At 69.1% G+C, this 12,469-nt stretch carries 10 protein-coding genes; all 10 read left to right on the top strand.

The genetic code is table 11. The features are described 5' to 3' along the window. On the top strand, positions 1–867 hold the full coding sequence (locus tag ACYQ0J_RS04230) for a RodZ domain-containing protein (protein WP_460170927.1): 867 nt from the start codon (positions 1–3) through the stop codon (positions 865–867). 61 nt (positions 868–928) lie between these two features. Next, positions 929–2,233: a 30S ribosomal protein S12 methylthiotransferase RimO gene (gene rimO, locus ACYQ0J_RS04235; RefSeq protein ID WP_460170928.1), complete on the top strand. Its 1,305-nt coding sequence runs from the start codon at positions 929–931 to the stop codon at positions 2,231–2,233. A 12-nt stretch (positions 2,234–2,245) separates the two neighbouring features. Further along, complete coding sequence (gene trkA / locus ACYQ0J_RS04240) at positions 2,246–3,583, top strand: Trk system potassium transporter TrkA (RefSeq protein ID WP_460170929.1); 1,338 nt, start codon at positions 2,246–2,248, stop codon at positions 3,581–3,583. Continuing rightward, positions 3,555–5,027, top strand: coding sequence for a TrkH family potassium uptake protein (locus tag ACYQ0J_RS04245; protein WP_460170930.1), 1,473 nt, complete (start codon positions 3,555–3,557; stop codon positions 5,025–5,027). Before trkA ends, ACYQ0J_RS04245 begins: the two co-directional genes overlap by 29 nt. Positions 5,028–5,058: 31 nt before the next feature. After that, complete coding sequence (gene glgP / locus ACYQ0J_RS04250; protein ID WP_460170931.1) at positions 5,059–7,515, top strand: alpha-glucan family phosphorylase; 2,457 nt, start codon at positions 5,059–5,061, stop codon at positions 7,513–7,515. A 63-nt stretch (positions 7,516–7,578) separates the two neighbouring features. Further along, entirely contained in the window at positions 7,579–8,343 is a 765-nt protein-coding gene (locus ACYQ0J_RS04255) for an ABC transporter substrate-binding protein (RefSeq protein ID WP_460170932.1), read from the top strand. 54 nt (positions 8,344–8,397) lie between these two features. Further along, the gene (locus ACYQ0J_RS04260) at positions 8,398–9,186 is read left to right on the top strand and encodes an amino acid ABC transporter permease (protein ID WP_460170933.1); all 789 of its coding nucleotides are present in this window, start codon (positions 8,398–8,400) and stop codon (positions 9,184–9,186) included. Between the two features lie 61 nt (positions 9,187–9,247). Next, positions 9,248–10,198 (top strand): TAXI family TRAP transporter solute-binding subunit, encoded by a 951-nt coding sequence (locus tag ACYQ0J_RS04265; protein ID WP_460170934.1) that lies wholly within the window; start codon positions 9,248–9,250, stop codon positions 10,196–10,198. A 56-nt stretch (positions 10,199–10,254) separates the two neighbouring features. Continuing rightward, the gene (locus ACYQ0J_RS04270) at positions 10,255–12,228 is read left to right on the top strand and encodes a TRAP transporter permease (protein WP_460170935.1); all 1,974 of its coding nucleotides are present in this window, start codon (positions 10,255–10,257) and stop codon (positions 12,226–12,228) included. After that, positions 12,225–12,469, top strand: a 245-nt coding sequence (locus ACYQ0J_RS04275) for an ATP-binding cassette domain-containing protein (protein WP_460170936.1), incomplete at its 3' end; no start/stop codon positions are given. The genes ACYQ0J_RS04270 and ACYQ0J_RS04275, both read left to right, overlap by 4 nt.

Here is a 12,469-nt window from a genome sequence, read left to right on the forward strand (position 1 = left end):
GTGTGCGAGCTGGGGGAAAGGCTGCGCCGGGCCCGGGAGGAGCGGGGGCTCTCCCTGAAGGAGGCGGCGGAGCGGCTCTCCCTAAAGGTCCGGGTCCTGGAGGCCCTCGAGGCCTGCCGCTTTGAGGAGCTTCCCGAGCCCGCCTTGGTCCGGGGCTACCTCCGGCGCTACGCCCGGCTCCTGGGCCTGGACCCCGCCCCCCTCCTGGCCCTCTTCCCCAGCCCCAGGGAGCCGGAGGTGCCCGCCCCCCCTCCCCGGCGCCCGGCGCGGGGGATGCCCTGGGCCTGGCTCCTGGCCCTGGCCTTCCTGGGCGCCTTGGGCTACGGGGCCTACCTCCTTTTGCGCCCCGCCCCGGCCCAGGTGGTCACCCTCCCCCCCGAACCCCCGCCGAAGCCCCCGGAGCGCTTTCGGCTCCGGGTGGTGAGCGAGCCCCCAGGGGCCCGGGTCTACGTGGACGGCTTCTATTTGGGCCAGACCCCCTTGCAGTCCCCTCCCCTGGAGGGGGGAAAGCGGGTGGTGCGCCTGGACCTGGCGGGCTACGAGACGGTGGAGAAGGAGGTGGTCCTGGAGGAAGACCTTTCCCTGAGTTTCCGCCTGGCCCCCAAACCCACCCCCTCCAGCGGCCCTTCCCCTTTAGCCCCCCAGGGCAAGCTGGTGTTGCGGCTGGAGGGCCGGAGCTGGCTTAGGGTCACGCAGGGGGAGAAGCGCCTCTACGAGGGCATCCCCGAGGTGGGGGCGGAGCTTGCCTTTGACCTCCCCGTGGAGGTGCGCGCCGGCAACCCGGGGGCGGTGCGGGTGATCCTGGACGGGCAGGACCAGGGGCCTCTGGGGGAGCCCGGCAAGCCCCTCACCCGACGCTTCCCCTAGCGCCAGACCCCGGGTAAAGGCTATACTCCTTCCTCGTTGGAGCGTGGGCTCCAGGAGGTCTATGACCAAGATCGGCTTTGTGAGCCTGGGCTGCCCCAAGGCCTTGGTGGACTCCGAACAGATCCTCTCCCGGCTCAAGGCCCTGGGCTACGAGACGGGCCCCAGTTACCAGGAGGCGGAGCTCGTCATCGTGAACACCTGCGGCTTCATCAACGAGGCGGTGGAGGAGAGCCTCGAGGCCATCGCGGAAGCCCTCAAGGAAAACGGCAAGGTGGTGGTCACGGGGTGCCTCGGGGCCAGGCCCGAGGTCATCCGGGCTAAGTATCCCCAGGTGCTCGCCGTCACGGGCCCCGGGGAGGTGGAAAGGGTCCTGGAGGCGGTGCAGGAGGTGCTTCCCGCCCCCAGGGACCCCTTCTTGGACCTCGTCCCCCCCCAGGTGAAGCTCACCCCCCGGCACTACGCCTACCTGAAGCTTTCCGAGGGGTGCGACCACCGCTGCAGCTTCTGCATCATCCCCAAACTGCGGGGGAGGCTCCGCTCCCGGGACGCCGCCTCCGTGCTCGCCGAGGCGGCGAGGCTCGTGGCCACGGGCACCAAGGAGCTCCTCCTCATCGCCCAGGACCTCTCCGCCTACGGGGTGGACCTGGGGCACCGGGAGAGCCTCTGGGCTGGTCGGCCGGTGCGGGCGGAGCTTAAGGACCTCCTCGCCCACATGGCGGAGCTCGGGGTCTGGATCAGGCTCCACTACGTCTACCCCTACCCCCACGTGAGGGACCTCCTCCCCCTCATGGCCGAGGGGAAGGTGCTCCCCTACCTGGACGTGCCCCTGCAGCACGCCTCCCCCCGGATCCTCCGCCTCATGCGCCGCCCCGGGGGGTACGAGAGCCACCTGCGGACCCTCCGCGCCTGGCGGGAGGTGGTGCCGGAGCTTGCCCTCCGCTCCACCTTCATCGTGGGCTTTCCCGGGGAGACGGAGGAGGACTTCCAGATCCTCCTGGACTTCCTGGAGGAGGCGGAGCTGGACCGGGTGGGGGTTTTCACCTACTCCCCGGTGGAGGGGGCCGAGGCCAACGCCCTGCCCGACCCCGTGCCCGAGGAGGTGAAGGAGGAGCGCAAGGCGAGGCTTCTGGAGCTACAGGCCCGGGTGAGCCTCAGGAAGAACCGGCGCCTGGTGGGCAAGACCCTGGAGGTCCTGGTGGACGAGCTTCCCGAGCCCGGCCTCGCCGTGGGACGGAGCTACCGGGACTCCCCCGGCATAGACGGGGTGGTCTACGTGGAGACGGACGGCACCGTGCGGGTGGGGGAGAGGATCCCGGTGCGCATCACCCGGGCCGAGACCTACGACCTCTACGGGGTGCAGGTTTAGGATAGGGGCGGTATGTACATCGTCATCGCCGGGGGCGGGGAGGTGGGGGGGGAGCTGGCCCGTACCCTGGAGCGGGCCCACGAGGTGGTGGTCATTGACCGCAACCCCCAGGCCAGGGAGCGCTTCGCCCACCTGGACGTGAAGGTGGTGGTGGGCGGGGCCACCGACCCCGACACCCTGCGGGAAGCGGGGGTGGACCGGGCCGACCTCTTCATCGCCAGCACCGACTCCGACGAGATCAACCTCCTGGCCTCCCTCCTGGCCAAGGGCCTGGGGGCCAAGGAGACGCTCTGCTTCGTGGGGAAGGGGGGGTACGTGGAGGTGCTCACCGACCCCCGCACCGCGGAGATCCTGGGCACGCGCATCGACAAGGTCCTCTGGCCCCAGCGGGCCATGGCCCGGGAGATCGTGGAGGTGATCCTGGTGCCGGGGGCGGTGGACACGGAGGTGCTGGCGGGGGGCCGGCTCCGCTTCGTGGAGTACCGGGTGAAGGAGGGGGGGCCCTACGCCCACCGCCTGCTGGCCGAACTCTTCTGGCCCGAGGGGGTGCTGGTGGTGGGGGTGGTGCGGGACGGCGCCTTCCTGAGCTTCGCCCACCCGGACTTCCCCGACCTGGTCCTGGAACCGGGGGACAAGCTCCTCTTCGTGACCACGCTTCGGGCCTTCCCCGAGCTGGAGGCTTACTTCGCCACCGGCCGGGGGGTGCGCCGGGTCATGGTCATCGGTGGGGGGAACGTGGGGTTCATGGTGGCCCAGGAGCTCCTGCGGCGGCGGCTGGAGGTGGTGGTCATCGAGCCCAACCGCGAGCGGTGCGAGTGGCTTTCCCAGGAGCTCCCCGGGGCCCTCATCATCCAGGGGGACGGCACCGACCTGGAGCTCTTGGAGGCGGAGGGGATGCAGGAGGCGGACGCGGTGGTGGCCGTGACCGACAACGACGAGAAGAACCTCCTGGCCTCCCTCCTGGCCAAGCAGCTCGGGGTGAGCAAGGTGATCACCCGGGTTTCCCGCCCGGAGACCCGCAGGCTCTTCGAGCAGGTGGGGATCGACCTGCCCCTGACCCCCCGCCAGGCGGCGGTCCGGGCGGTCTTGGACTTCCTGGGGCCGGAGAACGTGGAGCACGTGTCCACCATGGAGGAGAACATTGAGCTCCTGGAGGTGGAGCTGGCGGAAGGCTTCCGGCCCCGGCCCCTCAAGGCCCTGGCCAGCCCCAAGGTGGCCCCCGTGGCCCTGGAGCGGGACCACCGGGTGATGCTCTACCGGGAGGACCTCGAGGCCCTCCCCGGGGACCAGCTTTTCCTGGTGGCGGCCCGGGAGGTGGCGGATGAGACCCTGGCCCGCATCGTCGGCTAAGGAAGGGTGGCGGTCCAGCCTCTACCTCTTGGGCCTCAGCTACCAGGGCCTGGGCCTGCTCTTGGCCGCCTTCGCCCTCCTGGCCCTGGGCTGGGGGGAGGACCCCAGGGGGTTCGCCCTGGGGGCGGTGCTGGGGGTGGGGCTGGGCAAGGGGCTGCAGGGGCTCGGGCATCCCCAGGCCCAGCCCCGCCGGGCCGAGGTGTTCGCCGCCGTGGCCCTCCTCTGGATCCTGGTGCCCGCCCTGGGGGCGGTCCCCTACTGGCTCTCGGGGGGCCTGAGCTACCTGGACGCCCTCTTTGAGGCGGTTTCCGGCTTCACCACCACCGGGGCCACGGTCCTCACCGACTTTTCCCAGTTCTCCAAAAGCCTCTTCCTCTGGCGCAGCCTGACCCAGTGGATGGGGGGTATCGGCATCGTGGTGCTCTTCCTGGTGGTCTTTCCCCAGCTCCAGGTGGCGGGCCGCCAGGCCTTCTTCGCCGAAACCACGGGGGTGGAGAAGGAGCGGCTCACCCCCAGGCTGCGCCATACCGCCCAGGCGGTCCTGCGGGTGTACGTGCTCCTTACGGGTTTGGCCTTCTTGGCCTACTGGGGGACGGGGGTGCCCCTCTTTGAGGCCCTGGCCAACGCCCTCACCACCATCCCCGCGGGCGGGTTCAGCCCCAACCCCGAGAGTTTTGCCGCCTACGCCCCCCTGGCCCAGTGGGCGGGAAGCCTCTTCATGTTCCTGGCGGGGGTCAACTTCCTCCTGCAGTACCGGCTCCTCTTCGGCCGGGAGGTGCGGCCCCTCCTGAAGGACGCGGAGTTCCGGGCCTACACGGTGCTGGTGCTCCTGGCCGGGTCGCTTTTGGCCCTGTACCTCTACACCCACCACCTCTACGGGATGGAGGCCAGCCTGCGCCACGCCTTTTTCCAGGTGGTCTCCATCGTCACCACCACCGGCTACGCCAGCGTGGACTTCGCAGGGTGGGTGGTCCCGGCCCAGGCCATCCTGGTCCTCCTCATGTTTGTGGGCGGGAGCGCGGGCTCCGGGGCCGGGGGGATCAAGGTGGTGCGCTGGCTCCTCCTCTTCGGCCTGTTGCGGCGGGAGATCACCCGCACCCTCCACCCCCAGGCGGTGCTCCCCCTGCGCCTGGGGCAACGGGTGGTCCCCGAGGAGGCCCTGCGGCAGGTCTCCGTCTTCGTCTTCCTCTACACGGTGCTCTTCGGCTTCGGCTCCTTGGTCCTGGCCCTGTTGGAGGGGGACTTCGTGGTGGCCTTCACCGCCAGCGCCCAGGCCATCGGCAACATCGGGCCTGGCCTGGGCCCCATCGGGCCCATGGGCTCCTACGGGGGGTTTGAGCCTTGGTCCAAGCTGGTCCTCATCCTGCAGATGTGGGCCGGGCGCATAGAGATCCTCCCCGTGGTGCTCCTCTTTAGCCCCGAGCTGTGGCGGAGGCTGCGGTGAGGCTTTCCCCTGCGAGGTATAATCCCCCCCTGTGAGAACGCTTGGGCATATCACGGCCATGCCCCAGCTTCCCGAGCCCCTGCGCGGGCTTCGCGAGCTGGCGTATAACCTCTGGTGGAGCTGGAACCCGGAGGCCTCCGAGCTCTTCCAGGAGGTGGACCCTTCGCTTTGGAAGCGCTTCCGGGGCAACCCGGTGAAGCTTCTCCTGGAGGCGGATCCCGCCCGCCTCGAGGCCTTGAGCGCCACCACCTACCCCGCCCGGGTCCAGGCGGTGGTGGCGGCCTTGCGGGCCTACCTGCGGGAACGGGAGGCCAAGCGGGGGCCTCTGGTGGCCTACTTCTCCGCGGAGTACGGCTTCCACAGCTCCCTGCCCATCTACGCGGGGGGGCTGGGGGTCCTGGCGGGGGACCACGTGAAGGCCGCAAGCGATCTGGGCCTGAACCTGGTGGGGGTGGGCCTCTTTTACCACGAGGGCTACTTCCACCAGCGCCTCACCCGGGAAGGGGCGCAGGTGGAGGTCTACGAGCCCCTCTTCCCGGAGGAGCTCCCCCTCCATCCCGTGCAGGACGGGGAGGGCCGGCCCCTGCGGGTGGGGGTGGAGTTTCCCGGGCGCACGGTCTGGCTGTCCGCCTACCGGGTGCAGGTGGGGGCGGTGCCGGTCTACCTCCTCAGCGCCAACCTCCCGGAGAACGCCCCCGAGGACCGGGCCATCACCGCCCGGCTCTACGCCCCGGGGTTGGAGGTGCGGATCCAGCAGGAGATGGTCTTGGGGATCGGCGGGGTCAGGCTCCTGAGGGCCCTGGGCCTTTCCCCCGAGGTCTTCCACATGAACGAGGGCCACTCCGCCTTTCTGGGCCTGGAGCGGGTACGGGAGCTGGTGGCCGAGGGCCACCCCTTCCCCTTGGCCCTGGAGCTGGCCAGGGCCGGGGCCCTCTTCACCACCCACACCCCGGTGCCCGCGGGGCACGACGCCTTCCCCTTAGAGCTTGTGGAGCGCTACCTGGGCGGGTTCTGGGAGAAGATGGGCATCCCCCGGGAGGGCTTTTTGGCCCTGGGCCTGGAGGAGAAGCCCTGGGGCAAGGTCTTCTCCATGTCCAACCTGGCCCTTAGGACCAGCGCCCAGGCGGGCGGGGTGTCCCGGCTACACGGGCAGGTTTCCCGGGAGATGTTCCACCACCTCTGGCCGGACCTCCTGGCGGAGGAGGTGCCCATCGGCCACGTCACCAACGGGGTGCACACCTGGACCTTCCTCCACCCCAGGCTCCGCCGGCACTACGCGGAGGTCTTCGGCCCCGAGTGGCTTGCGCGCCCCGAGGATCCCGCCACCTGGAAGGTGGAGGGCCTGGGGGAGGAGTTCTGGCGCATCCACAAGGACCTCCGGGGGGAACTGGTGCGGGAGGTGCGGGCCCGCCTCTACGAGCAGCGCCGCCGCAACGGGGAAAGCCCAGGCCGCCTCCGGGAGGCGGAAAAGGCGTTAGACCCCGAGGCCCTCACCATCGGCTTCGCCCGGCGCTTCGCCACCTACAAGCGGGCCGTGCTCCTCTTCAAGGATCCGGAGCGCCTCCTGAAGATCCTGCGGGGCCCCTACCCGGTGCAGTTCGTCTTCGCCGGGAAGGCCCACCCCAAGGACGAACCGGGGAAGGCCTACCTGCAGGAACTGGTGGCCAAGATCCGGGAGTACGGCCTCGAGGACCGCATGGTGGTCCTGGAGGACTACGACATGTACCTGGCCCGGGTGTTGGTCCACGGCTCGGACGTCTGGCTCAACACCCCCCGCCGTCCCATGGAGGCCTCGGGCACAAGCGGCATGAAGGCCGCCCTGAACGGGGTGCTGAACCTGAGCGTCCTGGACGGCTGGTGGGCCGAGGCCTACAACGGCAAGAACGGGTTCGCCATCGGGGACGAGCGCACCTACGAGGACGAGGAGGCCCAGGACATGGCGGACGCCCAGGCCCTTTACGATGTCCTGGAAGGCGAGGTGCTCCCCCTCTTCTACGCCAAGGGGCCGGAGGGCTACTCCTCAGGCTGGCTTTCCATGGTCCACGAGAGCCTGCGCACCATCGGCCCCCACTTCAGCGCCGCCCGGATGGTGCGGGACTACCTGGCCCTCTACGAGCGGGCGGGGGCTTGGGCCAAGGGGGCCCGCGAGCAGAGGGCCCTCTTGGAGGCCCTTCACCAGGGGCTTCCCGTCCTGAATGGCCTGGCCCTTCGGGCGGAGGCCCCCGGGGACCTTACCCTGAACGGGTCCTCCATGGGGGTGCGGGCCTTTTTGGAGGGGGAGGTGCCGGAGGCCCTTAGGCCCTTCCTGGAGGTCCAGCTGGTGGTGCGCCGCTCCAGCGGGCAGCTGGATCTGGTGCCCATGGAGCCGGGCCCGGAGGGGTTCCAGGTGCGCTACCGTCCTCCCAGGCCTGGGAGCTACGCCTACGGGGTGCGGCTCGCCCTCAGGCACCCCATCACCGGGCAGCTCGTCTGGGTGCGGTGGGCCTGAAGGCCGCCTTGACCCTAGGGGCCGCCTAGGTATAATCGGCCCGTGCCACAGGGGAGGATACACATGAAAAGGGTGCTTGTGCTCTTGGGCGTGTTGGGGTTGGCCGTGGCGTTGGCCCAGGTGCGGAGCCTGGACCAGATCAGGCGGGCGGGGGAGATCCGCATCGGCACGGAGGGGGCGTTCCCCCCCTTCAACTACTTTGACGAAAAGAACCAGCTCACCGGGTTTGAGATAGACCTGGGCAACGCCATCGCCAAGAAGCTGGGCCTGAAGGCCACCTGGATCACCCAGGCCTTTGACAGCCTCCTCATCCAGCTGAACCAGGGCCGCTTTGACTTCGTCATCGCCTCCCACGGGATCACCGAGGAAAGGGCCAGGGCGGTGGATTTCACCGACCCCCACTACTGCACCGGCGGCATCATCGTGAGCCGGAAAGGGGGCCCCAAGACCCCCAAGGAGCTTCAGGGCAAGGTGGTGGGGGTCCAGCTGGGCACCACGTACATGGAGGCCGCCCAGAAGATCCCCGGTATCAAGCAGGTGCGCACCTACCAGAAGGACCCCGATGCCCTTCAAGACCTCCTGGCGGGCCGCCTGGACGCCTGGATCACCGACCGCTTCGTGGCCAAGGAGGCCATCAAGGAGAGGAAACTGGAGAACACCTTGCAGCTCGGCGAGCTGGTTTTCCAGGAGCGGGTGGCCATGGCGGTGGCCAAGGGGAACAAGAGCCTCCTCGAGGCCTTGAACGGGGCCCTTGCCGGCCTGATGAAGGACGGCACCTACGCCCAGATTTCCAAGAAGTGGTTTGGGGAGGACGTGCGCTGCAAGTAGCCCTTCTGGGCCCGGGGAAAGGAAACTGACCCTGGGCCCTTTTCTGTCCCAACGATGCCCCTTTGGTTGCGCGTTCTCTTGATCCTTGCCCTGCTTTTGGCGGGGTACCTGGCCCTCTTTGCCCTCTTGGCCTGGGCCTTGGAGGCGTACTTTCTCCTCACGGGGTTTGGCCCGGACCGGGCGGCCTCCGCCTCCCAGGCCATGGCCTTGGGGGCGGAGATCACCCTCAAGCTGACCCTGATCTCCAGCCTGGCGGGGCTCGTCATCGGGGTCTTTGCCGGGATGTTTCGTCTTTCCTCCCGGGCCTGGGTGCGCCTGCCCGCCACCTTCTACATCTGGGTCACCCGGGGCACGCCCCTTCTCGTGCAGATCCTCTTCGCCTACAACGCCCTACCCCTCCTCCTCAGGCCCCTCTGGCCCGAGGCCCAGCAGGCCCTAACCCCCTACTGGGCGGCCTTCATCGCCCTTTCCTTCAACGTGGGGGCCTACAACGCCGAGGTGGTGCGGGCCGGGATCCAGGCCATCCCCAAGGGGCAGTGGGAGGCGGCCTGGTCCCTGGGGCTCTCCCCGGCCGACACCATGCGCTTCGTCATCCTGCCCCAGGCCCTGCGCATCGTGGTGCCGCCCTTGGTGAACAACGTGGTGGCCCTCCTCAAGGACTCCTCCTTGGCCAGCGCCATCGCCCTCACGGAGCTCGCCCTTTCGGGGCAACGCATCATCTCCGCCACCTTCCGTCCCGTGGAGGTCTACTTGGCGGTGGCCGCCATCTACCTCTTGCTCACCACCGTGCTCACCTTCTTCACCAACCTGCTGGAGAGGCGGCTCAAGGGGGTGGGCCGCTAGGGGTTGTGGAGGGGTAGGGCCCGTGGGTATACTCACTGAGGCGTTAAGGAGGTGCAAGGTTATGCGAGTGAAGCGCGTGTTGCTGGCGGGTATGGCCTTCCTGGGGCTAGGCTTGGCCCAGGAGTTTATCACCATCGGCTCCGGTTCCACCACCGGCGTTTACTTCCCCGTAGCCACCGGCATGGCCAAGCTGGTGAACGACGCGGGCGTGGGCATCCGGGCCAACGCCCGCTCCACGGGGGGCAGCGTGGCCAACATCAACGCCATCGCCGCCGGGGAGTTTGAGATGGCCCTGGCCCAGAACGACATCGCCTACTACGCTTACCAAGGGTGCTGCATCGCCGCCTTTGAGGGCAAGCCGGTGAAGGGCATCCGGGCCCTGGCCGCCCTGTACCCCGAGGTGGTCCACATCGTGGCCCGGGCCGATGCGGGCATCCGCACCGTGGCGGACCTCAAGGGCAAGCGGGTGGTGGTGGGGGATGTGGGCTCGGGCACGGAGCAAAACGCCCGGCAGATCCTCGAGGCCTACGGCCTCCGCTTTGAGGACCTGGGCCAGACCATTCGCGTGGGGGCTGGCCAGGGCATCCAACTCGTGCAGGACAGGCGGGCGGACGCCCTCTTCTACACCGTGGGCCTGGGGGCTTCCGCCATCCAGCAGCTCGCCCTCACCACGCCCATCACCTTGGTGGCGGTGGACCTGAACCGGGTCCAGGCCATCGCCAAGAAGTACCCCTTCTACGTGGGCTTCAACATCCCCGGGGAGACCTACAAGGGGGTGGACGTGACCACCCCCACGGTGGCGGTTCAGGCCATGCTCATCGCCTCGGAGAAGCTTTCCGCCGATACGGTCTACAGGTTCATGAAGGCGGTCTTCGCCGACCAGGCGGCCTTCAAGAAAATCCACCCTAACCTGGAGCGCTTCTTTGATATGCGGAAGGCGGTGAAGGGGCTGCCCATCCCCTTGCACCCGGGGGCGGAGCGCTTCTACAAGGAGCTGGGGGTCCTGAAGTAGGCTGAGGACGAAGGCCCTGGGGGCCCCGCCTGGGGCCCCCTTCGCCTGGAGGAAGGATGGCGCAGGACGCTTCGCTTCTGGTGGAGGAAAGTGAGCTCGGGGGGCGGAAGCCCAGGGGCCTGGCCCGCTACCTGCTCGTGGCCCTGGCCGTAGCCTGGAGCCTCTTCCAGCTCTGGGCCACAGAGCTCGGCACCCTGGACCCCATGCGCCTTCGCGCGGTGCACCTGGCCTTCGCCTTGGCCCTGGCCTTTCTCGCCTACCCAGGGCGGAGGGGGCCGAGGGACCGGATCCCCCTTTGGGACTGGCTCCTGGCCCTTTTGGGGGTGGTGGGGGCCCTCTACGTGGTGTGGGACTACTACGGCATCACCCAGCTCCGGGGCGGGATCCCCAGCTCAAGGGATGTCTTCCTGGGGAGCCTCACCCTCCTCGTCCTCTTTGTGGCCAGCTGGCGGGTGGTGGGGCCCGCCTTGCCCATCATCGCCTCCGCCTTCCTCCTCTACGCCCTCACCGGGCCCAAGGGCCTGATCCCCTACATGCTTCCCCCCTGGCTCCAGCTCCACGCGGGGAGCCAGTGGGGCCAGCTCATAGGCCAGCTCTACACCACCGCCGAGGGGATCTGGGGCGTGCCCTTGGGGGTTTCCGCCACCTTCGTCTTCCTCTTCGTCCTCTTCGGGGCCCTCTTGGAGAAGGCGGGAGCGGGGCACTTCTTTATCCGGGCGGCCTACGCCCTCCTCGGCCACCTTCGCGGGGGGCCGGCCAAGGCGGCGGTGGTGGCCAGCGCCCTCACGGGGGTGGTCTCGGGGAGTTCGGTCTCCAACGTGGTGACCACCGGCACCTTCACCATCCCCCTCATGAAGCGGGTGGGCTACCCCCCGGAGAAGGCGGGGGCCGTGGAGGTGGCGAGCTCCTCCAACGGCCAGCTCATGCCCCCGGTGATGGGGGCCGCCGCCTTCATCATGGCGGAGTTCCTGGGCATCCCCTATAGCGACCTGATCCTCATCGCCCTGATCCCCGCCCTTCTCGCCTACGCCACCCTCTTCATCACCGTCCACCTCGAGGCCCTGCAGCTGGGCCTCAAAGGGGTGCCCCGGGCCGAGCTTCCCCCCCTTGGGCCCATCCTCCGTTCCGGGGCCCACTACCTCCTTCCCCTCGCCTACCTCCTCTACGCCCTGGTGGGGCTGAGGCTCACCCCCGAGCGGGCCGCCTTGAACACCGTCTTCTTCATGCTGGCCCTCATCCTGGCCCAGGAGGTGTGGCGGGCCTGGCGGGGCGGGGCGGGGGTGGGCTTCGGGCTCCTCCGGGGGGGGAGGCTCATCCTGGAGGGCCTCGAGGCCGGCGCCCGGGGCATGGTGGGCATCGCCTTGGCCACGGCCACCGCGGGGGTCATCGTGGGCATCGTGACCATGACCGGGATCGGCTTCGGGCTCACGGACATCGTGGAAAGGCTCTCCGGGGGCAACCTCATCCTGGTCCTCCTCCTCGCCCAGCTCACGAGCCTCCTCCTCGGCATGGGCCTCCCCACCACCGCCAACTACATCGTCATGGCCTCCCTGGTGGTGCCCGTGGTCCTGCAGCTTTCCGAGAAGGCGGGCTACCCGGTGCCCCCGGTGGCCGCCCACATGTTCGTCTTCTATTTCGGCATCATGGCAGACTCCACGCCCCCCGTGGCCCTGGCCGCCTACGCCGCGAGCGCCATCGCCCGGTCGGACTTCTGGAGGACGGCGGTGCAGGGCTTCGTGTACGAGCTCAGGACCGCCCTCCTCGCTTACATGTTCTTCTTCAGCCCCAAGCTCCTCCTCCTTGGGGTGGGAAGCGTCCCGGAAGGGGCCTGGATCGTGCTCTCCGCCCTTTTGGGCATGACCGCCTTCAGCGCGGCCCTCGTGGGTTTCCTGCACAAGCCCGCGAGGCTTTGGGAAAGGGCGCTCCTCCTGGCCGCGGCCCTCACCCTGGTGGTGCCGGGGCTTGTCACGGACGCCCTCGGCCTCGGCCTTTTCCTCCTCGTCTATTTGGTCCAGCGGGTGCGAAAATGAGCGCGGTGGAGCCCATCATCCGCATCCGGAACCTGCACAAGTGGTTTGGTTCCCTGCACGTGCTCAAGGGGATCCACCTGGAGGTGGCCCCCGGGGAGAAGCTGGTCATTATCGGCCCCTCGGGCTCGGGGAAGAGCACCCTCATCCGCTGCATAAACCGCCTGGAGGACTTCCAGGAGGGGGAGGTGGTGGTGGACGGCCTGAACGTCAAGGACGACCGGGCCCTGGGGGCGGTGCGGCG

Source organism: Thermus sp. FJN-A, assembly GCF_054655095.1.